This is a genomic window from Xanthomonas theicola (assembly GCF_014236795.1).
GTDB lineage: Bacteria > Pseudomonadota > Gammaproteobacteria > Xanthomonadales > Xanthomonadaceae > Xanthomonas_A > Xanthomonas_A theicola.
This window is the reverse complement of sequence record NZ_CP049017.1, coordinates 1,516,388-1,539,923: the sequence shown is the minus strand read 5'-3', so window position 1 is coordinate 1,539,923 and position 23,536 is coordinate 1,516,388. Positions and strand designations below refer to the sequence as shown.

Annotated in this window: 13 protein-coding genes, 3 pseudogenes and 1 riboswitch; of the genes and pseudogenes, 6 read left to right on the top strand and 10 right to left on the bottom strand. The window is 67.3% G+C overall.

The features are described 5' to 3' along the window. Positions 1–82: 82 nt before the first annotated feature. Positions 83–1,039, top strand: a pseudogene (locus tag G4Q83_RS06990) (site-specific integrase); the annotation flags it as partial. A 20-nt stretch (positions 1,040–1,059) separates the two neighbouring features. Further along, on the top strand, positions 1,060–4,020 hold the full coding sequence (locus G4Q83_RS06985; protein WP_128421782.1) for a Tn3 family transposase: 2,961 nt from the start codon (positions 1,060–1,062) through the stop codon (positions 4,018–4,020). Between the two features lie 73 nt (positions 4,021–4,093). Here G4Q83_RS06985 and G4Q83_RS06980 read toward each other — a convergent pair. From G4Q83_RS06980 to ybaL, 3 genes and pseudogenes are all read right to left on the bottom strand, one after another. Then, a pseudogene (locus G4Q83_RS06980) lies at positions 4,094–5,776 on the bottom strand (TonB-dependent receptor family protein); the annotation flags it as partial. Positions 5,777–5,873: 97 nt separating this feature from the next. Then, the gene (locus tag G4Q83_RS06975; protein ID WP_128421736.1) at positions 5,874–6,605 is read right to left on the bottom strand and encodes an HpcH/HpaI aldolase family protein; all 732 of its coding nucleotides are present in this window, start codon (positions 6,603–6,605) and stop codon (positions 5,874–5,876) included. Between the two features lie 182 nt (positions 6,606–6,787). Then, the gene (ybaL, locus tag G4Q83_RS06970; protein WP_128421735.1) at positions 6,788–8,467 is read right to left on the bottom strand and encodes a YbaL family putative K(+) efflux transporter; all 1,680 of its coding nucleotides are present in this window, start codon (positions 8,465–8,467) and stop codon (positions 6,788–6,790) included. 647 nt (positions 8,468–9,114) lie between these two features. On the opposite strand from ybaL, the gene G4Q83_RS06965 reads away from it, so the two are divergent. Continuing rightward, on the top strand, positions 9,115–10,629 hold the full coding sequence (locus G4Q83_RS06965; protein WP_128421734.1) for an MASE1 domain-containing protein: 1,515 nt from the start codon (positions 9,115–9,117) through the stop codon (positions 10,627–10,629). Here G4Q83_RS06965 and G4Q83_RS06960 read toward each other — a convergent pair. From G4Q83_RS06960 to G4Q83_RS06950, 3 genes are all read right to left on the bottom strand, one after another. Continuing rightward, entirely contained in the window at positions 10,613–11,047 is a 435-nt protein-coding gene (locus G4Q83_RS06960; protein ID WP_185817365.1) for a hypothetical protein, read from the bottom strand. The two genes, G4Q83_RS06965 and G4Q83_RS06960, sit on opposite strands and share 17 nt — an antisense overlap. Positions 11,048–11,488: 441 nt before the next feature. Then, positions 11,489–12,127: an IS5 family transposase gene (locus tag G4Q83_RS06955; protein WP_185817364.1), complete on the bottom strand. Its 639-nt coding sequence runs from the start codon at positions 12,125–12,127 to the stop codon at positions 11,489–11,491. A gap of 78 nt (positions 12,128–12,205) precedes the next feature. Further along, positions 12,206–12,898, bottom strand: coding sequence for a TraX family protein (locus G4Q83_RS06950; RefSeq protein ID WP_128418612.1), 693 nt, complete (start codon positions 12,896–12,898; stop codon positions 12,206–12,208). Between the two features lie 512 nt (positions 12,899–13,410). On the opposite strand from G4Q83_RS06950, the gene G4Q83_RS06945 reads away from it, so the two are divergent. Beyond that, positions 13,411–13,851, top strand: a complete 441-nt coding sequence (locus tag G4Q83_RS06945) for a hypothetical protein (RefSeq protein WP_158254944.1) — start codon at positions 13,411–13,413, stop codon at positions 13,849–13,851. A 317-nt stretch (positions 13,852–14,168) separates the two neighbouring features. Then, positions 14,169–14,258, top strand: a pseudogene (locus G4Q83_RS24520) (DUF3325 domain-containing protein); the annotation flags it as partial. A 198-nt stretch (positions 14,259–14,456) separates the two neighbouring features. Here the strand turns inward: G4Q83_RS24520 and crcB are convergent. Continuing rightward, the gene (crcB, locus tag G4Q83_RS06935; RefSeq protein WP_128418520.1) at positions 14,457–14,876 is read right to left on the bottom strand and encodes a fluoride efflux transporter CrcB; all 420 of its coding nucleotides are present in this window, start codon (positions 14,874–14,876) and stop codon (positions 14,457–14,459) included. A 114-nt stretch (positions 14,877–14,990) separates the two neighbouring features. Then, a riboswitch (Fluoride riboswitch) is annotated at positions 14,991–15,061 on the bottom strand. Between the two features lies 1 nt (position 15,062). Beyond that, positions 15,063–16,352 (bottom strand): replication-associated recombination protein A, encoded by a 1,290-nt coding sequence (locus G4Q83_RS06930; protein WP_425480273.1) that lies wholly within the window; start codon positions 16,350–16,352, stop codon positions 15,063–15,065. Between the two features lie 389 nt (positions 16,353–16,741). Between G4Q83_RS06930 and xopZ the strand changes: the two genes are divergently transcribed. Next, on the top strand, positions 16,742–20,860 hold the full coding sequence (xopZ, locus tag G4Q83_RS06925; RefSeq protein WP_185817363.1) for a XopZ family type III secretion system effector: 4,119 nt from the start codon (positions 16,742–16,744) through the stop codon (positions 20,858–20,860). Positions 20,861–20,917: 57 nt separating this feature from the next. Here xopZ and lolA read toward each other — a convergent pair whose 3' ends face one another. Together lolA and G4Q83_RS06915 are read right to left on the bottom strand one after the other, a co-directional pair. Then, the gene (gene lolA / locus G4Q83_RS06920; protein ID WP_128418522.1) at positions 20,918–21,544 is read right to left on the bottom strand and encodes an outer membrane lipoprotein periplasmic chaperone LolA; all 627 of its coding nucleotides are present in this window, start codon (positions 21,542–21,544) and stop codon (positions 20,918–20,920) included. Positions 21,545–21,601: 57 nt separating this feature from the next. Further along, positions 21,602–23,512: a DUF3857 domain-containing transglutaminase family protein gene (locus G4Q83_RS06915; RefSeq protein WP_185817362.1), complete on the bottom strand. Its 1,911-nt coding sequence runs from the start codon at positions 23,510–23,512 to the stop codon at positions 21,602–21,604. Positions 23,513–23,536 lie beyond the last annotated feature (24 nt).

The following is a 23,536-nucleotide window of genomic DNA, read 5'->3' as shown; positions in this document are numbered from 1 at the left end:
ATGTTGAATTATCCCGCGTTACCCGGAATTTTCGGCTACAGTCGCCATGCGGCCGTACGAAACGGCGTTTCGGAGCGACGCGGTGAGCTCGGTCAAGCAGTATCTGGAAGCGGCAACCCGTGCCAACACCGAGCGCGCGTATGCAGGGGCGACCCGTCACTTCGAGGTCGATTGGGGTGGTCATCTGCCGGCGACCGCGGAGCAGGTGGCGCGCTACTTGGCCACCTACGCCGGACAACTCGCGCTCAACACACTCAGGCACCGGCTCGCGGCACTGGCCCAGTGGCACCAGGCGCACGGTTTCGCCGACCCCACGCGGGCGCCCGTCGTACGCAAGGTGCTCAAGGGCATCCAAACGGTGCATCCAAGTCAGGAAAAGCGCGCCACGCCACTGCAGCTCACGCAGTTGGGTCAGGTCGTGGATTGGCTCGATGGCGCCGCAGCTGCGGCCGGCACGCGTGACGATGCGGCCGGTCGGCTCCGGCACCTGCGCGATCGCGCCTTGGTACTGCTGGGCTTTTGGCGCGGCTTCCGCGGCGACGAACTGGTTCGCCTCCAGGTTCAGGATTTGGAGCTGGTGGCCGGCGAAGGCATGACCTGCTTCCTGCCGCACAGCAAGGGCGACCGCCAGCACGCCGGTCGGATCTACAGAGTGCCAGCCTTGTCGCGCTGGTGCCCGGTTGCCGCCACCATGGCCTGGGTCGCGGCAGCCGCCCTCCACGAGGGGCCACTGTTTCGCGCGGTCAACCAGTGGGGTGGGATTGCCGCCGCGCCGCTCCACCCCAACAGCCTGGTGCGCCTGCTACGGCGGATCTTCCGCGAGGCTGGGCTGACCTCTCCCAACCACTACAGCGGCCACTCGCTGCGCCGCGGCTTCGCCGGCTGGGCCAACGCCAACGGCTGGGACGTCAAGGCTCTGATGGAGTACGTCGGCTGGCGAGACGTGCACTCGGCGATGCGTTACATCGACGGTGGTGATCCCTTCGCGCGCCAGCGCATCGAAGCAAGTCTGCCGGAAGCGCCCGCGCTGCCAAGGCCTGCAACGACCTGAGGGGCTGGATGGCGTCGATCGAACGGACCGCATACCCGCAATTCAAGCGCAACCCGGTCGTCCGCGAACTGGTTGCGGCCTACACGCCAACCGACGCTGAGGCGGCCTTCGTTGCCGAGTACACCCGGCAGCCTGCGCACCGCCTGACGCTGACGATCCTGCTCAAGACCTTCCAACGGCTGGGGTATTTCCCCGTATTGGACGAAGTCCCGTCGGCGGTGGTGCGCCATATCCGCAGCGCGCTGAAACTGCGCGTGCAGGTCAAGCCAGCGAGTATTGCCAACGCCTCGCGCTATCGCTACTACCGCCGGATCCGCCAATTCCTGCAGGTCTGGGCCTACAGCGACGGCGGGCTGAAGATTGCGGCACGCGCGGTATACGAAGCCGCTGCGGTGATGGATAACCCGGCGGACCTGATCAACGTGGCCATCGAACAGCTCGTGCGTGATCGCGTCGAGCTGCCGGCGTTCTCCACACTGGATCGCCTGACCCGGCGCATCCGCACGCTGGTCAACGGGCGCTATTTCGCCCAGATCGAGGCTCGGCTGACCATCGACGAAAAACAGCGCCTGGAAGGCCTCCTGCAGGTCGAACAGGGGCGTCAGAAGAGCCCGTTGCACGCGATCAAGCGCCTTCCCAAGCGCTCTTCGCTGCAGCATTTCCAGGAGTTGATCGACCATATCGCCGAACTGGGCGAATTGGTCGGCAGCGAGTTGCACCTGGCGGGCATCCCGGAGGTCAAGCGCAAGCACTTCGCCGCCGAGGCGCGGGCATTGGATGCTTCCGAGCTGCGCAAGTTTCGGCCCGCCAAGCGCTACGCCGTACTGGTGTGCTTGATCCACCGGGCCCGGGTCCGGACGCGCGACGATCTCGCGGAGATGTTCATCAAACGCATGGGGAACATCCACAACCTGGGCCGAGAGGAACTGGAGCGGCTGAGGGCGCGCTATCGCGAGAAGACCGAAGCGATCGTGGCGACGATGTCGGATGTGGTCCGCGTCCTCGACCATCATCGCGGCGACACCGAGGCGGGGCGTGAAATCCGCCGTCTGGTCAACGCCCACGGTGGCGTGCAGATGTTGCAGGCCGACTGCAACGCCATTGCGGCGCATAGTGGCGACAACTACTTGCCCCTGCTGTGGCCATTCTACAAAAGTCATCGCGCCACCATCCTGCGGATGGTGCGTATGCTGGACTTGGCCTCGACCACGGAGGACCGCTCGCTGATCGACGCGATCGAGCTGATCCTGACGCAGGAACGAACCCGCAGCAATTGGTTGGACGAAGCGGTCGATTTGGCGTTCACCACCCAGCTTTGGCGCAAGACCATCGTTCATCGCACCGAACGAGGCGGGGAGCGCATCCACCGGCGTCTGTTCGAGGTTTGTGTGTTCTCATCGCTGGCCAACGAACTGAAATCGGGCGACGTGGCTGTGCGCGGATCGGAAACCTACGCCGACTACCGCGAGCAGTTGCTGCCGTGGGAGCAGTGCGAACCTATGTTGGAGGATTACTGCAAGCAGGTGGGGCTGCCGGCCACGGCCGTGGGCTTCGTCAATGCCTTGCAATCGCGCCTGATGCAGGTCGTCGAGCTTACCGATCAGGGCTATCTGGAGAACGGCCAAGTGGTCATCGGCGAGGATGGCATCCCGGTGCTCAAGCGCAGCAAGGCCAAGGAGATGAGCAACGGGGCCCGCGCCCTAGAAACCGCCGTCCTAGACCGCATGCGCGAACGCAGCGTCATCGAGATCCTGTGCGATGTGGCCCACTGGACGCGCTGGCCCCGGCACTTCGGTCCTCTGTCCGGCTCGGACGCCAAGATCGAGCAACCGACCGAGCGCTACGTCCTCACTGCCTTCACCTATGGTTGCAACCTCGGACCGGCGCAGGCTGCCCGACACCTGCGTGGCGCCGTCTCGGCACACATGCTGTCATTCGTCAACCGCCGGCACGTGGATGCCAACAAACTGGCGGCGGCCTGTCGGGACATCATCAACAGCTACGCCGGCCTGCAGCTCCCCAAATGCTGGGGCGATGGCAAGAGCGCGGCCGCCGACGGCACCAAATACGACCTCTACGACCAGAATCTTCTCGCCTCGTACCACATCCGCTATGGCGGCTACGGCGGCATCGCCTACCACCACGTGTCCGATACGTACGTCGCGCTGTTCAGCCACTTCATTCCGTGCGGTGTCTGGGAGGCGGTCTACATCATCGATGGCCTGCTGAAGAACACCTCCGACATCCAGCCGGACACCGTCCACGCCGACACGCAGGGACAGTCGCTGCCGGTCTTCGGCCTTTCGCATCTGCTGGGCATCCAGCTGATGCCGCGCATCCGCAACTGGCGCGAATACAAGTTCTTCCGCCCCGACGAGGACATTCGCTACGAACACATCGACGCGCTGTTCCGGGACACTGTCGACTGGGATCTGATCGAGACCCACTGGAAGGACCTGATGCAGGTCGTGCTCTCGATCAACACCGGCAAGATCGCGGCCTCGACGTTGCTTCGCAAGCTGGGCAACTACAGCCGCAAGAACCGGCTGTACCAGGCCTTCAAGGCGCTCGGTTCAGCCGTGCGCACCTTGTTCCTGCTGCAGTACATCTCCAACCGCGAGTTGCGCGAACAGATCACCACCTCGACCAACAAGGTGGAGGCCTACAACGGCTTCGCAAAGTATTTCTTCTTCGGCGGGGAAGGGGTGATTGCCGACAACGACCCCGTCGAGCAGGAGAAAGCCGTCAAGTACAACGACCTGGTCTCCAATGCCGTCATCTTCTACAACGTGGTCGAACAGACCCGGATCATGAAGTCTCTGATGCGGCAGGGGTGGAAGATCACGCGAGAGGACGTGGCTTTCCTCAGCCCGTACGTGACCAGCCATGTGAAGCGCTTCGGGGATTACCTGATTGATGTGGAGGCGGTCCCGGAACCGTATGAGACTGAACTGGCATTGGTAGTATAGTTTTGTTGCGCCAAAATATCCGCTAACTCACTGATGCAATGGATGAAATCCGATCTTGTGAGCCATTTTTACACGTATGTCGGCTGAACCCCAAATAGGCGTAACCGGCGTCGAGGGTCAGCGCGCGCAGCTGCGCCGGACTCCACTGCAGTTCCACTTCGCCGCCTTGATGACGGGTCTTGCCGAGGTTGCGGTAGGTGCGGGTGGTGTTGTCGAGCTGGATCTGCTGGTCGAAATCGATCAGGTAGCCGCCGAACTGCACGCGGGTGCGGTCGTTGGGCTGGTAACGCGCGCCGGCCTCGTAGTTCCAGGCCAGCTCGGCGTCGAGGTTGTCGCCGTAGATGATCTGGGTGACCTGCGGGGCGCGCAGCGAGCGTTGCCCGTCGGCGTACAGGTACCACTGCGGCGAGGCCTGGAAGCCGACGGTCAGGCCGGGCAGGACATCGCTGGTCTTGTTGCGCGTGCTGGCGCCGCTGGCGAGGTTGTAATAGCGCGAATCCACCCGTTCGTAGCGCAGCCCGGGGGTGATGGTGACGCGGTCGTCGGCCAGCCCGATCGCATCGCTGACGTAGGCGGCGCCGCCGCGCTCCTTGAAGCGCCAGTCGCGCACCAGGGTATACAGCCCGTCGCTCAGCCGCGTGTTGCCGACCAGGAAGTCGATGTCCTCGCTGATCGCGCGCGCGCCGACGGTCCACTGCTGGCTCACTGCGCCGGAGTCCATCTTCCAGTTCAACCGCGGCTCGCTGCCATAGACCTTGAAATCGCGTGGGCCGCTCTGCCGCAACTGCGGCGGCAGGTCGGGGCGCCAGGTCTCGCCGGACGCCGAGCGCATGCCGACGACGAAGTTGCGGCTGCTGCGCGCGCTGAAGTTGCTCCAGTCCAGGCGCAGGTCCTGGAACGGGCCCAGATCGCCGAAGTCCTGCTGGTAGACCAGCGACGCGCGCGTGGTGCGGCCGGTGAATGCGTCCAGCGGTCGCGTCGACTGGCGCCTATCGCGCAGATAGTCGGCGGTCGACAACGCGCCGGCCATGTCCATGGCGGCCACGTAGCGCTGCACGCTGGCCTTGAGCAGCGTGTCCGGCGCCAGCCACCACTCGGCGCGCAGGCGCAGGTTCTTGATGTTGGTGTCGCTGTGCTCGCGCCAGTACTCGCCCTTGGTCCAGTTCGCGTCCAGCTGCAAGCCGAAGCTGTCGCTGGCGTAGCCGCCAGTGCTGATCGCGGTGTCGCTCAGGTAGTGCCCGGCGCCGCCGGCGGTGACCTTCTGCCCCAGGGTCGTGGTCCAGGTCGTGGGAATGTCCGGACTGATCAGGTTGATCACCCCGCCGACGTTGTTGGGGCCGTACTGCACCGCCGCACCGCCGCGCACGATGTCGATGCGGTCGACCTGGTTCAGGCCGACCGGGAACAGCGACAGGCTGGTCTGCCCGTAGGGCGCCAGGGCCAGCGGAATGCCGTCCTCGAGCACCTGCACGCGGCCGCTGCGGCTTTCGTACAGCCCGCGCAGCATGATCTGCGGCAGCGCGCCGGTGCCGGTTTCGTCGAACACCTTGATCCCCGGCACGCGCTGCAGCGCATCGTCCAGCGAGCGGTTGGCGCCGTTGCGCAGTTGCGCGCTGTCGATCACCTGGCGGCTGCCGGCGTAGTGCTGCACATCCTCAACGGTGGAGCGGCCGAGCAGGCTGCCCTGCACCTGCACGGTATCCAGCTGGCGGATCCGCGCCGCCGCGTCCTGCGGATCCTGCGCCTCCTGGGCGATGGCCGCGGACGGGGCGAGCAGGGCCAGGCCAACGGCGGCGGCCAGCAACGAGGGGGAGAGCGAAACGGTCAAGGCGAAGACTCCGGAGAACGAAAGATCAGGGCGTGCGCAGTTCGGCGGCGTGCTGGCGCAGCGCGGACTGCATCAAGGCGCGGTCCTCGCCGGCGAACAGCCACTGCAGGTCGGCCTGCGCCAGCCAGTGCCGGCGTTGCGCCGCGTCGCGCGGATTGGGGCAGAACGCGATGCCGGCGTCGCGGCAGGCCGCGTCGATCGCCAGCAGCTGCGCCCACACCTGCGGATGGGTCGGCTGCGGGCCGACGCCCAGGTCCAGCGCCAGGTCGAGCGCGCCTTCCATCACCAGCGACACCCCCGGCACCTGCAGGATCTGCGGCAGTGCGCGCACGCCGGCAGCGCTTTCGATCATCGGCACCACCCGCAAGCTCTGCCGGGTACGTTCGATGTAGTCGGCCAGCGCGACGCTGCCGAAGCCGGTGACCCGCCCGCCGCTGATGCCGCGCCGGCCGCGCGGCGGGAAATGCGCGGCGGCGACCGCGCGTTCGGCCTGCTCGGCGCTGTCCAGCCCGGCCAGCACCACGCCGCGCGCGCCGGCGTCGAGCACCCGGCCGATCAGCTTGGCGTCGACCTCGGGCACGCGCACCCAGGCGTCGCAGCCGCCGAGCTCGCAGGCGCGGATCGCGTGTTCCAGCTCGGCCGGCGAGCGCAGCACGTGTTCCAGGTCGAGCACCGCGAAGTCGTAGCCAAGATGGCCGAACATCTCGCACAGCAACGGGCTGGGTACCGAATTGAGCAATCCGATCTTGCAAGCCATGGGGAAACGAGCGCCGTTGGAGCGGGCGCCCATCCTGACTTAAACGAGAATGATTATCAAGAGTATTGGGGGCGCCGCGGCGGCGTCGCTGTAGACAGTTTCTGTGCGCGGCGCACGCTTGCGGGCGGCGTGCCGTCGCCTGCGGCACGGATCGCCCCGCAGCGGGCCGTGCTACGCGCGGTTCAGCGCGGCGCGCTGCGCAGCGCGCGATACGGCGGCGTCGCCATCACCATCTCGGCCAGCGAATAGGCCAGCTCGCGTTCGGCCATCACCGTGCCGTCGGCGCCATGCTCCAGCAGGTGCTTGACTTCGGCATCGCTGTGCGCGCGGGCGAGCAGGGTCAGCGCCGGGTTGAGCGCGCGCAGCTTGGCCAGGGCCTCGCCCGCTTCCAGCGGTTGCGGGATCGCCAGGATCGCGATCTTGGCCTTGTCCGGGTGCGCCTCGGCCAGCACCCGGTCGGCGGCGGCGCTGCCGCGGATGCCGGGGATGCCGTCGGCGTGCGCGCGTTCCACGTGCTCGCGGTTGTCGTCGATCACCAGCACCGGCACCCCGCGCTCGCGCAGCACCGCGACCAGCGTGCTGCCGACCCGGCCGTAGCCAATCACGATGGCGTGGCCGACCAGGTCCAGCGACGGCCCCGGCGGCAGTTCCGCTTCCACCGCCACCGGCGCGTCCGCCGCCTGCCTGGCCTGCCAGCGGTCCAGCCAGGTGAACAGCAGCGGGTTGGCGATGATCGACAGCAGCGCGCCGGCCAGGATCAGGTCGCGCCCGGTCTCGGGCAGGATCGCCAGGCTCACCCCGAGCCCGGCCAGGATGAAGGAGAACTCGCCGATCTGCGCCAGGCTGGTGGAGATGGTCAGGGCGATGCCGGTGGGATGGCCGAACGCGCGCACGATCGCGAACGCGGCCAGCGACTTGCCCACGGTGATGGTCAGGAACGTGGCCAGCACCTGCCACGGATGCTCGAGCAGGATGTGCGGGTCGAACAGCATGCCGACCGAAACGAAGAACAGCACCGCGAACGCGTCGCGCAGCGGCAGCGAATCGCTGGCCGCCTTGTGGCTGAGCTCCGATTCCTTCAGCAGCATGCCGGCGAAGAACGCGCCCAGCGCGAACGACACCCCGAACAGGGTGGCCGAGCCGAACGCCACGCCCAGCGCGATCGCCAGCACCGACAGCGTGAACAGCTCGCGCGAGCCGGTCGCGGCGACCTTCTCCAGCGCCCACGGGATCGCGCGCCGGCCGACCACCAGCATCACCACCACGAATGCGGCCATCTTCAGCAGGGTGATGCCCAGCGCGCCGAGCACCGCGCCGGTGCCGACGCCCGTGCCGCCGAGTGCGTCGGCCAGTGCCGGCAGCAGCACCAGCGCCAGCACCATCACCAGGTCCTCCACGATCAGCCAGCCGACCGCGATGCGCCCGCGCTGGGTTTCCAGCAGGCGCCGTTCCTCCATCGCGCGCAGCAGCACCACCGTGCTGGCCACCGACAGCGCCAGGCCGAACACCAGTCCGTGCAGGGTCGGCCAGCCCATGCTCCAGGCCAGGCCCCAGCCGAGCAGGGTGGCCACCGCGATCTGCGCCAACGCGCCGGGGATCGCGATCCACTTCACTTCCATCAGGTCTTCGAGCGAGAAATGCAGGCCGACCCCGAACATCAGCAGCATCACCCCCAGTTCCGACAACTGGTTGGCCAGCGCCTGATCGGCGACGAAGCCAGGGGTGAACGGCCCCACGCAGACGCCGGCCACCAAGTAGCCGACCAGGGGCGAGAGCTTGACGCGATGCGCCAGGGTACCGAGGACGAAGGCGAGGGCGAGCCCGACCGCGATGATGTCGATGAGGCTGGTGTCGTGATGCATGCAGATTCGCAGAACAAGAATGCCTGGAGTGTGGCCGATGCGGCTTCTGCCGGCAAATCGCGGCGCGTCCGCTGCGCCGGATGCCGCCTTCGCGGGCGCGGTCGCCGCTCTTGCCGGAGCAGGGAGGGCTGCGGGTTGCGGCCTCATGCGGACGATGGGCGGGGCGAGCTTGGCCTGGCCCGCTCGCGACGCCTGAGGTCTGGTGCGGCGGTCCGGGCGCGGCGCTTGTGCGGGCGCCTGCTGCGCGCGGCGCCGTTGCCCGAGCGCGCTGGCGTTGCAGCGCAGTCGAGCCGGCGCTGCCGCCGCCAAGTCGCGGGCGGGTAACGGCGGCGCCATCCGCTTGCGGTAAAGCCGGGCCGTTCCTGCCGCAGGCCGGCACGCTGGCGCCGCCCGGCGTTCGCACAGGCCGCAGGTCCAGTCTTTGCGCCGCTCTCAAAGCAGTGCGTGATACGCCGGAAGGGCGGAGTCGCGGGCGCAACCGGGGGCGGCGAATGAGAAGTCCGTCCCAACCTGCTGGCGATCCGCCGCAGACCCTCGCCGCACAAGCATTGCGGTTTGCCCTGCGGCCGGCAAACTGTCTACTGTGCGGGCGCGAGGCGTGATGTATGTTGCGCCGAATTGGGCGTCCTGCCAGGGATCAAGGTGGCATGGCTAGACTGAAAAACTTCGCGAAGGGCCTGTTGCTCGGCGCCGGCTACTGTGCGGTCTATCTGACCGTGTGGCACTGGTCCGTGGATCAATGGTTCCTGCCGGCCGGGCTGCGTGCGGCCTCGCTGTTGTTCCTGCCCTATCGACTCTGGCCCTATCTCTTCTTGGGCGACGCCGCCGCATTGCTTACGATGCGCGTGCCGATGGTCGAGGCCGATGGCGCTAGCGCCTTGTGGGCCTATCTCAGTTCTTTGCTGCTGATGCCCTTATTTTCGCTGCTGGCCTGGGCTTTCCGCCGAGGTCTTCCCGATTTCCGAGTGGAGCAGAACTGGTTGCCGCTCGTCACTCTCTGTCTAGCGCTATGGGCAGTCCTGGTCAACAAGGGATTGAATTGGCTGTTGTCTGGTCCTGCTGCATATATCAACTTGGAAAATACCCTGAAATTCTGGATAGGTTTCTATCTGGGGATCATCATGTTCGTCTTGCCCGCGTTGCTCTGGGTCAGGCGCGAGGGCGCTAGGTTCGTTTCCAGCGACCTTCTGCGAGACATTGGAATCGCGGCGCTGTTGATGGCAACCCTGTTCGGCGGAGCCATGAGTATGCATGGCGTGCTACGTCAATTCTTGCTCGTGCTGATGATTACCCCGGCAGTGTGGCTGACGCTTTCGCACGGCTGGCGTGGCGCTGCGGCCGGTGTCGTCATGGCGAACTTCGCGGTGGCAATGTCGCTGCCGAAGACCAACTATCCAGGAGCCTACGACGCCGACACGCTTCAGGTGCAACTGTTGGTCGGATTTGCGGCAACCGCGCTCTTCACGCTTGGTGCAAAGATATCCAGTGCTTTCGATCAAGTCCGCCGCTTCGGTTTTGCCGAGCAACAGGCGCTGCAGGTCGCGCAGGCCAGTTACATGTCGGCGGAACGGACGCTGCGCAACCGTGTGATCGAGTATGCGGATATTCACCTGCATATTAACAAGATGCGTGGCGACATCGCTACCTCGCTGAAGAAGCGCGGGCACTATGCTGCGGCGATGGAGATGACGCGGACGGGAGTCATACAGGCGCAACTCTTGGACGACTACATTGCGGCACTGTATCCGCTGGATATCGAAACGCACGGGTTGTATGGCGCGTTGAGTTCGATCGCATTCGCTAATGCCTGTGATACGGAGGTCGAGTCGTGCCTGCATGGTGAATCCCTGCAACTGTCAATTGGCCTGCAGCTTGCCGCGTACCGGTGTGTGCTGAATGCGATGGATATCCTGCCAGGCGCCAGCCGGCATAGGATCACCGCCCGGGTATGGAAGCTGCATGGCAAGCGTGGCGTGGCGATCGTGATTGCGGCTGATCCGGTGATGCTCGATGTCGGAAAGAGCAAAAAAACCGACGAGATCGAATGGGAAATTTCCAGTCGCTTGAAAGCTCATGACGGCACCTGGAAGCGCCGTCATAAGTTTAAGATCAGCTTCTTCGTTTCCGAGACGTTGGAAAGGAAGATCACTTCTTGGCAGTGACCGTCCATGCATCGCCATTGGCGGTACTTGCTACCTGCACGGTGAAGTAACGCGCATCGTAGACGACGGCGCCACGGCTCTTGTCGAGCGCCTCGACGATGGTGATGCGCTCGACATCCTTGCCCATCGGGGTTACCCAAGCCGTGTTCTCGATACGGCCTACCGCACCACGGACCTGCCCCGTTGCGTCGTTGATCTGGAGATATGTGACCCCGCTGCGTTCGAACTGGTAGATTCGCACCGAGGTGTTCGAGGAAAGATTTTCCGCGAGCGGCGCACTTTCGCCGAAGCCCTTGGTTGCGATTGGGGTGCCTACGCCACCTCCCGGGCAGCAGCTCTGCGCATGAGCACTTGCAGCGAACGCCGAGCACAGCAAGGTGCCCGACACCATCGCCGTGATTTTTGATGCGTTCCACATAATCGATTCCTTCCCCTGCCGAGGGGGGCATAGCCTGCCATTCAGGCGCGTCTACCTTACGCGAATCGCAGCGCGCGGCTGTCGACAATTACGTCGCGGGAAGACGACATGCGCTCATAGGTCGTTGAGATGGTTGCATCTCCAGGGTTGTGTCTAGCGCAGCAACTTCCTCTCTTTACTTGCGTTGTGCCGATCGAATCGAGCCAATCGACAGGGACCGGTCGCCTTTGGGCGAGCGATTGCTGCCAAGGTTCTCCGCAACATTCCGCGGCAGCCAGGACCGAAGGGTCGTCCGCCCTGGGGCGGGCACCCGACAGGCTGCATGAGGCCATCGGCCAGGTTCTCTGTCCCACCCTTCCTGAGGGTGTGGCGCAGCCGGCGGACAAGGGCTAGGCTGGATCGTGTGCGGCCTGCCACGCGGTGCAACGGCCGCAGGCCCCTTTAGAGCCTGTTCAAAGTCTTTTTGAGCAGTACTGCCGGGAAAGCAGGATGGACGAGCTGCAAGCTGGCGTTGCGTTTGCGCTCGCAGTTCTTCCACAGCCTTCGGTTCTTCTCTGGCCATGCAAAGCTGCCCTGGAGCGCCAGCAGCGCACCCTTGCAATCGGTCGCCTCTGCCGTCGTCACCGCGATGGCATGCGGCAATCCTTGGGTATCGGCAGCGATATGACGCTTGATGCCTGACACTTTCTTGCCAGCGTCATCGCCCTTCCGGCCCGCAGCGTCCGTGTTCTTCACGCTCTGCGCGTCGAGGATCAAGAACCTGCTGCAGGCGGTGCGCCCCGTTTCTCGCGGGCCGCGCCAACCCGATTTCTTTAACGCCCGCTCCAGCAGGCTCACGGCGCGCTCATCCACTTCGCTCCATATCTGGAAGTACGCGTGCACCGTGCGCCACTTCGGAAAGTCGCTGGGCAAAGCGCGCCATTGGCATCCGGTGCGCAGCAGGTCAAGCACCGCGCAGAACACCTCATGCCAATCGACCTTGCGCGGCGCGGTCTTCTTGCGCGCACCTTCAGGCAACGCGCGGATCTGCTCGAACGGCTCGCCGCTGATGCCACTGGGATAACGGGCTCTGCTCTCCATAGGATCGGATAAGTCGAGCAGACTTTGAACAGGCTCTGACACCAACTCGCTGATTCTTGTGATTCGATTTGGCCGACATCAATTGGGGACATCGACAAACGCCAGCACAGCCAGGTGCCCGACGTAATAGACGTAAAACGCCCAGCGCGTGCGCGCAACCGGGAAATGGCGGCGCGCCAGCAGCGCCAGCAATGGCAGCGCCGGCACTGCCCAGCCGTTGCCGTTGTACCAGCACAACAGGGCGAACGAGAGCCCGAACAGCGCGATGCGCGGATAAAGGTGGTCGGCCAAACGCCGTAGCCGGTCCTGCGGTGTCGCCTGCAACGCGTCGAGCCGCACCGCCTGCCACCGGAACAGCCACCAGGCCGACAGGACCAGGGCCAAGCCCGCCCACTGGTAGTCCACCAACGGCGGCGCAGGCAGCGCGCACATGCCGAGCAAGGTCCAGCGACGGTGCTGGATGCTCCAGATCGCGGTAGCAGCCAGGGCAAAACTGAGCAATACGTTGACCGGTATCCAGTAGCCGAACGCGAGCCCGTGCACCGGTTGCGCTACGATGCCCCACAGCAGCAGCCGACGCACGGACTTGAGTACGTCGGCCCTGGGCTGGGCCAGGTTGTAGGCCAGCACCAACGCGAACAGCGGGAACGCAATGCGACCGAGTTCGGACACCACCGGAAGGTAGCCGTCGCCGAGCACTTTCGCCACATGGTCGCCGGTCATCAGGATCAGGGCCAGCCATTTCAACAGCTCGCGGGCACTGCTGGTCATCGTGTCATGTCCGGATGCTGCTCCTGGCAGCCAGATTGCCGCCCTGCCCGACATTTTGCTCCTGTCGCCATTCAGGACGCCGCAATACGCAAGCGGCGCGAGCAAGCCCCGGCCGGCATTCTGTCGGCGCCGGCTGGCACCACGAGCGTTGGCTTTCCCAGGCGATGCGTGCTCTGCAGGCACCACGCTGCAGCGCCGCCATCGCTGCGCGTTGCCTGTGGAAAACGTCAGCGCGGCGCTGGCCCTGCCCTACCACGCGATGATCACCCATACCAGGCTGGTCACGCCGATGCTGATGCACCTGCCATAAGGCGTCAAGGTCGCCTATCCGGATGCCGAGCAAGCGTTCTACGCCGACGCCTTCCAGCAACCGCAAAACACCCGCGCCGCCAGCGGCGACCGGGCCGGCGGCTGCCCCGATGGCGCGCCTGCTGGACGCGGCCCGGGCCGAATGGGGCGCGTAGGCAGCGATCGCCGGGTTCTCACTGTACAACCCGGGCGATGCCGCCGCGGTGATCGAAATCCGCCAGGGCCACGGCCAGCATCTGGCCTACGACGCGCCGTCCATGCTGCTGGACGCCGGCACTGGCCGGATCCGAGGCATCGCCGACGCCCGGCGCAGACCCGCAGCACGCTGTATGGCCTGCACGGGCGCTTCGCCGGCCCCGGCCTGCGCTGGCTGTTCTGCTCGGCTGCCTGATGGTGGTTTGAGGCACAATGGAACGGAAAACCGGCATAAGCCGATCAGTACGCAACCGGTCCAAGGCGTCCACTGCGCGCAAGATCGCCGGCGTGTCGAGACCATCTTCAAGGGTTTGCCACTCTGCACCGGTGATCGAAGCGATGTGCTGATTCCTCAATTCCTCACTGGGGGCCACTGCCGCGCCGTGTGGACCAGAACCGGCATCCGTACGGCGTTATCGTCGATCACGATCCCGTACACCAAGCGGTAGCTTTCATGCGGGATCGACTCTCGGGTGCCGAGGATCCTGCCGAGATGCCCAATCATCGATGCGCACCTGGGCAATGGCATCCCGGCGGCCGACCGGGGCGTTGGCCGGGGTGGATCTGGTGCGCTTCGGGCTGGGCTGCGCGTTGGCACTGACCGCGCGGTGCATGCAGCGCTGGCGGCCGCCGCTGTCGGCGGCCGAACGTCGCGCCCGCGAACGCGCGGCGGGCGCAGTCGGCACCGACCGCGGCGCTGGAGTGGCCATGAGCCTGCTCGGCCTGGCCCTGGCGTTCTCTGCCTTCTCCGCGCCGTGCCTTAGCGATGGAGAAGCGCCAACTGGGGATGTATGGCGCGCAGCGCGCCACGCCGGCGCGGATGCGCCGGCTGCGGGTCGCCGGCTGGCTGCTGCTGGGCGCGGCGTTCGCCTGCTGCGCGACCGCCCGCGGCTGGAGCATCGGTCCGGTACTGTGGCGCCAGCGCCGCGCTGCCGAGCCATGGGCTGCTGCCATACCAGCCGCGTGCCATCGTGCCGCTGGCATTGGCCGCGCCGCCGCTGGACCTGGCCGTCGCGCTGCCGTCCTGAACCATCACTGCCGGTGCCGGCGCGGCTCATTTGCCGGCGCTGGCCTCCGGCGGGCGCAGATCGGTGGCCACGCGGGCGCCGGCGAACACCAGCAACAGTCCGGCCGCCAGGGTGATCGCCAGGTACGTGGGCACCATGCCGCCGCGCCCGTTGCGCACGAACAGCAGGCTTTCCATCATCAGCGAGGAGAACGTGGTCAGGCCGCCGATCAGGCCGACGATCAGCAAAACCCGCCAGTACGGCGCGCTGGCGCCCTTGCCTTCGAACCAGACCAGCAGGAAGCCGCCGAAGAACGCGCCGACCAGGTTCACCGCCAGCGTGCCCCACGGGAAGCCGGCGCCATAGCGCTGCAGCAGTGCGCTGCCGACGGCAAAGCGCAGTCCGGACCCGACCGCACCACCGGCCATCGCCAGCAGCAACTGCTGCCACCACAACGCGAGGTTCATGCGCACCTCCAGCGAACGCAGGCGGTGGAGGTGGACGGATGGGCGGAAGCGAAGGTCGGCATCGTGGTCTCCGGAAAAGGCGATGCCGGGACGCAGGCCTACCGCCCCGGCGGGGGTTGGGCAGGCATCATCAGCGCGCAGGTGCTGCGGGCGGTTCGAGGAGGAATGCCATCTCCTGGGTGCCGATTATGCAGGCGGCGGCTTGGTCTTGTCAGCCCGTGCCTGCGCGCGCGCGGCGCGCAGCCGGTCGAGCTTGTCCTTGAGCTTGATCTCCAGGCCGCGTTCCACCGGCCGGTAGTACACGCGCTCGCCCATCGCATCCGGAAACCCGGTCTGGTCCAGGGCGATGCCGCCCTCGGCATCGTGGTCGTACTGGTAGTGTTCGCCGTAGCCAAGGCGCTTCATCAGTTTGGTCGGCGCGTTGCGCAGATGCAGCGGCACCTCCTGGGTCCCGCTCTCGCGCACCTCGGCCTTGGCCTGGTCGAAGGCGGCATAGCCGGCATTGGACTTGGCGGTGCTGGCCAGGTACAGCACCAGTTGCGCGAAGGCCAGTTCGCCCTCCGGGCTGCCCAGTCGCTCGTAGATGTCCCACGCCTCCAGCGCCATCTGCTGCGCGCGCGGATCGGCCAGGCCGATGTCCTCGATCGCCATGCGGGTCAGGCGCCGCGCCAGGTAGGACGGATCGCAGCCGCCGTCGAGCATGCGCGTGAGCCAGTACAGCGCCGCATCCGGGTTGGAACTGCGCACCGACTTGTGCAGCGCCGAGATCTGGTCGTAGAACTGCTCGCCGCCCTTGTCGAAGCGGCGGGTGCGGTCGGCCAGCACCTGCAGCAGGGTCTGCGGGGTGATTTCGCCGCCCTCGTCCTGGGCCAGTTCCGCGGCGATCTCCAGCAGCGTCAGCGCGCGCCGCACGTCGCCGTCGGCGGCGCTGGCGATCTCCAGCAGCGCCGCGTCCGCGACCCGGATCGCCTCGTTGCCGAGCCCGCGCTCGGCGTCGTGCAGCGCCCGCTGCAGCGCCGCAGCGATGTCCTGCGGGGACACCGCTTCCAGCACGTGCACGCGGCAGCGCGACAGCAGCGCCGAGTTCAGTTCGAACGAGGGGTTCTCGGTGGTGGCGCCGACGAACAGGATGGTGCCGCGCTCGATGTGTGGCAGGAACGCGTCCTGCTGCGTCTTGTTGAAGCGGTGCACCTCGTCGACGAACAGCACGGTGCGGCGTCCGTCGGCGAAGCGCTGCGCCGCCTCGGCCAGCACCTGGCGCACGTCCGGCAGGCCGGACAGCACCGCGGAAATCGCCTTGAACTCGGCGTCGGCATAATGGGCCAGCAGCAGCGCCAGGGTGGTCTTGCCGCAGCCCGGGGGCCCCCACAGGATCATCGAATGCACGCGCCCGGATTCCACCGCGCGGCGCAGCGCACTGGCCGGCGCCAGCAGGCGCTTCTGCCCCACCATCGCGTCCAGCGTCCGCGGGCGCATGCGCTCGGCCAGCGGCCGCAGTGCATCGCGATCGCCGCTCAGCAGGTCGGGGGCATCGGGGATGAGTCTGCGCTTGGCCACCTGCGTATTCTATCGTCGGCATGTGTGCGGCGTGCAGCGCCGGCACGCCAACCGGGGGGCGCGCGTGAGCGGTTGGTGCAGCGGCCAGCGCGTGCCGCTGATCCACAGCCACTGCTGCAGCGCCGGCGAACTTTCCGTTTTCAGCACGCCACTTCGCCGGTCGATGCCCGCAATCGACCATGGCATGCGATCTTTGCGGCTACGCTGGCGCAAGCCTGGAGGCCACGACGGCCCGCCACATCCGATGCGAAGGCACCCCTCCCGAGAGCGGATCGCGGCGTGAAAACTCCCTTGCGCGAATCATTTCCATGCCCCTTTTCCCGCTGCGGCCGTATGCTGTTTCCGCCTGCCTGCCGGGCATGGCCGAGACCATCTCGCATCCATCCGCACCTTCGGCACGGCGGCAGACGCACAACAAGCTGGCCACGCCCGATCCAAGCGCGTTCGAAGCCGACCTGATCGCGGCGCAGGACGCGCCCCTGACCTGGTCGGCCGCGCTGTTGGAAAAGGCGGCGCAGAGCAAGCCAGTTCCGTTCACACCGGCAAGCGCGCCGGGCAAGCGGCGGGCGTTGACCCTGCCCTGGCGCAAGGCAGGGGCGCTCCTGGGACTGGACAGCGGAACGCCGCTGCCGCATCGCGACCTGCTTCGCCATGCGTCCTGCGCCGGCCCTGCCGACAACGCGGGCCATCCGGCCCCGCCACAGCCCGATGCCGCGCCGGATCTGAATGGGGCGTTGCTGTCTCGCCTGGAGCATGCCAATGGACGCCTGGCGAGGGATATTGCCCGGCGCCAGGCCGACGAACTGAAGTATGCGCATACACGGACGTTGGAGGCGGCATGCGAGCGGTTGGCGTTGCTGGCGCGCCGCGCCGGGAACCTCGGCGACCGCATGGCTCAGCTCAGCCGGCAACGTGCCGAACTGGTACAGCAGGTGCAGCAATGCGATGCCCAGGCGGACGCGGTTTCCGCTGCACTGCGCGCACTGGAGCCGAACGTCGCGGCCGCACGCGACGCGCTGAGCGGCGCGCGACGCCGCGGTCAGCCGCTGCGATCCACAGAGGCCGGGCCGCCGTCGGCCGCAGCGAATGTGCAAACCGCCATCGCCCAGGCACGTGCGGCGCTCACCCGGCTGGAAGGCGAACTCGACCGCGCGCGCAGCAATGGCAACGCGCTTGCCAAGGCCGTCTTCTTCGGCCGCGGCACCGCGCAGGCCGAGACACTGGCGCAAAAGCTCACCGATGCCAATGCCGAGCTGGCCGCGATGCAACGCGCGCATGCGCAGGCACAGGAGAAGTTGCATGCACTGCAACACGGCCCGCAAGGCGCGCCCGGCGCTGCAACCGCCTCCCCGTCGACATCCGGCATCCTTGACCGGCCAGGCATGGGGGCGGACATCCTGCGCGCGCGGCTGTTGCAGCACGAACGCATGCAGGCCCTGCAACGCAGCCACGGCGCGCGTTGCCAGCGGCATAGGCAGCGACTGCAGGACGAATTGCGGCGCGTGGATGCGCAATTGGACCAGGCGCGGCACTCGTCGAAAGTCAATGCGAACGAGCTTTGGCAGCAGGACCGGACCGTGCATGCGCTCAAGCAAGCGCAAGGCCGGATGGATCAGATCGTGGTCCAGGTGGCTCAGGACCTGTCCAGTACCGAAGCGCAGCACGAAGCGATGCAGGCGGCGTTCGCCAGCACGACCGCCGACGCCAGCGAATGTCTGCTCGATGCCCTGCCGGGCTTCCGTGCCCAGACGCGGTGCGCGGCCGGCGAGCGGACCTTGCGCGCCTGGACCGCCGCTGTGCAGGCGCGTGGCGATGCGTTCGGCAGCGACGCATTGGCGCCGGCCGACGCGATCGGAATCGGCTTGCAGGCGCTGTCGATCGCCGCCAACGGCGACGTCGCGCAAGCTGCGCAGGCGCTACGCGACCTGAGCGCGATCGGTTTGCGCGACCTGGTGCCGGCGCCGGCGGTCAGTCCTCCGACGTTGAGCGAGGTCGCCACCGCCTGCGTCGGATTGCTGGCCGGCGTGCCGCGCGGCATGCAGGTGCTTTCGCAGATGCTGGGGGCCGAGCAGATGCGGCCGTCCAACGAACAGCGGGAGGCCGCGCAGATCTATCTACGCGCTGGTCAACTGCGTGCGCGCACGGCCGAAGCGCAGAGCGCCCACCGCACATGGTTGGGCGCGGCCCAGGGCGGGGCGCAGCATGCGCTGCATGGCGCATCGCTGACGCACGGCTTGCAGGCGGCCACGCAGATGCAACGCAGCGCTTTCCACGCATTGCGCAACGGCTATGAGAGCGTCGCAGCCGGATCGCCCTATGCGCAAGTCAACGCCTGCCTGCAGATGTTCGCGCAATGGGCGCGTGCCGGCAGCGCGGTCGCAGACCGGCGCCAGCTCAACCCGTTGCATGCGCTGGCGCTGGGCACGCGGGTGGCCGCTGCCGAAGCCCTGCCCACCGCATCGCGACGCGCCAGCGATGAACTGCGCAAGGCGGCGGCGCACCTGACCGGCTGGCTGAGCGCGCGGCGCCATGCCCAGCGTGCGGCCGGGCAACTGCCGGCAGCGCAGGAGCTGGCCATGCAGGCGCTTGCGGAACACGTGCGCTGGAATCCGCCCGAACAGGACCTGACGCGCCTGGCATTCACCGCCAAGCGACTACGCGAAATCGAGCAGCGCGGCGTGGACATCCAGGGCCACGCAGCCGGATCCTCGCGCACGGATCCGGCCGAACCCGTGGCAGCCTGCCATCCCGCGGTCGAGGCCACCTGGGTCGCATTGCGCGCTGGCGGCATGCGGCTGCCGGACACGCTGCGCCTGCTGCAGCGCGGCCTGCTCGACTGCCGGGAGCAGGCCGCGGCAAGCGCCAGCGAGGAAGAACTGGAATCCACCGAGCGCCAGCGTTTCCATCAGGCCGTCGCCAGCGCCAGCCGCCTGCTGCACGACGGCGACACCGCCCGCGTGCGATCGCCGCGGGCCTTGTTCGATTGCCTGCGCGACCTGCTGGAAAATCTGGCGTGGCGCGATAAGCTGCGCATCACCGAACAACGCGTGCTTGGCCTCAACGCATCGCCGCTGTCCGCCGCGCTGGCGGTGATCCCCGCCGGACTTGGCCTGAAGCTGGTGCTGAGCGGGCAAGCAAGCGCAGAGGCCTCGTTGGAAATCTACATGGGACGGACCGGCCTATCGTTGCAGATCGGACGACAGGCAACCCGCCAGGTGCAGGCCGGTGCGGGAATCAGCGCCGGGTTTCTGCTGCCGGGCACCGAAGCTGCGCCGGTGGGCGTGGGCGGAGCGGCCGAATGGCGCTTGAAGGCCGAATCGAGTATCGAGAATGGCGTGCAGATTCGCGTGCCCCGGCGCGGCAAAGGCCAGGAACTGGAGCAACGCGCGCAATTCCTGGCCATGTTCGAGCATCTGTTGCACCTGGCCGGCGAGGCCGACAGCGACGGCGTGCCGCTTGCACAACGCGACCTGCTGGGCCAATTGCTGGCGCAGCATCCCAGCATCACCGTCGGCGCGATCGCCGGCGCCCAGCGGAGGTCGTCGAGCACCGAATCCAGTATCGTCGCCAGCGCCGGCGTGCGTGTGGGAGAGATGGACGGTAGACCGCGGCGCGCGACGTTCGGCGTGTCGCTGGGACTCAAGGGGCGCCGCGAAACCGCCAGTTCGCAGACGCCGGTCGCCGGCTACATGAAAACGCTGCTGAGGGATTCGATCGCGCAGTCCAGGGTCGAGACGACCGCGCGCGCGGCGGCCAGCGTGGTGGCCCGGCAATGGCATCGCCCCGGCGCGGCGGGCGCTGCGCCCGCGCCGCTCGGGCGGCTGTCCACCGGCACGCTCGAGGCCGGTTTCAGCAAGGAACTGCATTCGGCCGGCAGCAGTACGTTTTGCACGCTGTGGATGTTCAACAACGAAATCGATCCGGTACGCACCGACCGCGGTTTCGAATTCCAGAACGTCGCCCAGTTCGAACGCGACGTGCGGCGCAACTGGGCGCTATGGACCCATTACGGGATCGCCAGGTTGCGAGGCAAGGTCGACGAACAGCGGCTTTACCTGGTGGCCGAGCGTCAGTTGGAAGACTTCATCGACAGAGTCCGCGTGCATATGCGCGACAACCGCTTCGCCTCGCTGATCGTGGACTGGGCGCTGCAGGCCGAGGCCGCGCCGCGCCTGGACGCGCTGCGCGCGCAGAGCCAGCTGTTGCGGATCGCCGGGCGCGAAGCGGAGGCGGCACGGGCCGACCGCGCCTTCGACGCGCTGCTGAACGAACCGGCGGTGTGGGAACCCACGATGCTGATCCTGCGCGAGAAGGGCAAGCGCCAGCGCGAGCGCGGCATCGATTTCTTCGTCAAACGGCAGACCAACCAGTTGGCCGAGTCGATGCGCACGGTAGGCCAATGGACACCCTACGAACCGGTGCCGTGACCGCGCCGACACGCCGCCGGCCGCCCTGCCCCGCTTGCCGCCGGGCCCGGCGGCGGATCACTGGTCGCCGACCACGTCCACGTCCTTGTCCGGCACGTAGCGGAAGGTGCCGGCGGCGAAGGCCGGATTGCGCTTCCAGCCGCTGAAGCGGATCTCGGTGCGCTGGCCGACCGCATCGACCACTTCCATCCGCGCCAGGCCGCTCGCATCGAAGCCGAGCTTGGCGATCTGGAAGCTGGCCTCGGTGTCCACCTTCGGCGTCATCGACAGCCACTGCAGGCCGTCGCGGGCCACCGCCTCTTCGCTGACGTCGTACTGGCGGTCCAGCTTGCCCGGATCGATCAGCGCGGTCAGCGGGCTGTTCTGTTCCTCGGCGCCCTGGGTGCGCACCGTGACCTGCTTCAGGTCCGGGTCGTAGACCCAGATCTTGGCGCCATCGGCGACGATCAGCTGCGTATAGGGCTTGCGGTACTCCCAGCGGAACAGGCGCGGCGCCGACAGCGCGACGCGGCCACTGGCGGTTTCCTTCAGCGCGCCCTTGCCGTCGTAGACCTTCTGCGCGAACTGGCCGTCCAGGCCCTTGAGTCCGCGGGTGAAGGTGTTGAGGTCCTCGCGCGCGCCAGCGACGGCGCTGCCGGCCAGCAGCATGCTGGCAAGGACGGTGTAGCGGAGTGTGCGAGGCATGCCGATGGCGTCCGGATGGGAGGTGGGAAGTGTGGCGCGGACAAGCTGAATAGGCGGTCAGAGACCCGCCGGAGCGTTCCCGGTCTGCATGCGGCCGAGGTCGCCGTACAGGATCTGCCCGCGGAAGCCGCGCCGCACCTGCTGGTACAGCTCGCGGAACGCGGCGTAGTCCTGCGGCTGGCACAGCGCCTCGGGGCCGTGTACCGCACGCCGGTGCAGCGTGTGCGTGGCGACCACGGTCTGCCCGTCGCGCACCCAGGTCGCGGCGTATTCGCCGGCGGCGTTGCGGAAGCGGGTGTCGGCGGGGATCGCGATGATCGGCACGCTGTCCGGGAAGGTCAGCCGGTAGGTCTCGCTGCGCGCGTTGTCGTTGCAGTAGAAAGGGGTCAGGTTGCGCTCGGCCGAGGTGGTGGCGTAGACCCCGCGCACCGAGTCGGCGCCCGGCATCTGCGGCAGGCTCATGCCGCCGACCACGCCGAAGTCGACGTAGTCGCTGGCGCGGAACCGGTAGGCGTAGCCGAACGGCCGGCTCAGGTCCTGCGGCGCGCCCTGCAACACCAGTTCGCCGCTGCCGTCGAAGCCGGACGCGGCGAGGATCGATTCCTCGATGCGGGTGCGGTTCTGCGCATTGAGCTGCACGAACATGGTGCGCAGGCCGATCTCGCCGATCTGGCCGCTGTCCAGCCGGGTCATGCCGCTCAGGCTGCCGTCGGCGGCGAAGCGGTAGTCGGCCTCGGCCTGGTACAGGTTCACCCGCGCGTCGTTGGGCGGGGTACGCGCCACGGTGCCGTCCGCGGTATGCAGCACCGGCACGCCGAGATCGCCGGCCGGCAGCTGGCCGAAGCGCGCGTAGGGATTGGTCGAGTCCACGTACAGCTTGAACTCGGGCAGATAGGTGATGGCGTGGTTGAAGCGGCCGAGCACCGGCACCTCGGGCAGGGTCGGCCCGCCCTCGGCGCCGATCAGCACCGGCGTGCTGGCGACGCCCTTGGCCGCCAGCAGCGCCTCCAGCACCACGGTGTGGTCCTTGCAGTCGCCATAGTGGTTGTCGAGGATGCTGTCGGCGCTGTTCGGCTCCAGCCCGCCGTTGCCCAGGTACACCGCCACGTAGCGAATGTTGCGCGCCACCCACTCGTACAGCGCCGCGGCCTGCGCGCGGCGGTCGCCGATGCCGGCGGTGATCTGCTCGGCGCGCGCGCGCACCTTCGGCGTGACCTGCGAGGCGACGCCGCTGCTGCGCTGGTAGGCCTGGCCCATCTGCGACCAGCGGCGGAAGCTGCTGGCCATGATGGTCGGGCTGAACTCCCAGGTCGCCGCCGCCCAGTTCTGGCTCTTCATCGGCTCGCGGCGCTGGTAGCGCCATTCCCAGCGCGCCCGCTCGCCGTCGATCCTGGGCATGTCGGCGCCTGTCACCCCGCGCGTGTACAGGTGCATCGGCATGCGCCGCGGCGCGACCAGAGTCACCGTGGCATCGTCGTACTGCGAGAACACGCTGAAGGTCTCCCACAGGCTGAAGTAGCCGGGAAAGTAGGGCACTGTCTGGGTGCGGCGCACCCGGTACACCAGCCGCGCGCCCGGCATCAGGTTGGGGAACACCACCACCTTGACCTTGCGGTCGGCGTACATCGCCGCCGAGGCGCTGGAGTAGCTTTCCTGGGTGTAGATCTTGTCGGCCGGCACGTCGTGGCGCAGCCCGTCCGGGGTGATCGCGTAGGCGGCCAGCACCTCCAGCGTCTCCAGCTTCTCGCTGTAGCTCAGCCGCACCTGGCTGAACTTGTCCACGCCGGCCTTGGTCTTCAGCAGCAGCTCGTACTCGTCGGTCTCCACGCTGCCGGCGTCGTCGCGCACCTCGTAGTCGGCGCGGTAGCGCACGTAGCTGTAGTTGTTGGCGACCTCGGCCGCGGCGGGCCAGGCCACGGAAAGGAGGGCGCACAGCAGCAGGCGCAGGAGGCAGGCAAGTCGGGGCATCGGCAACGGCAGCGGACGGAAACG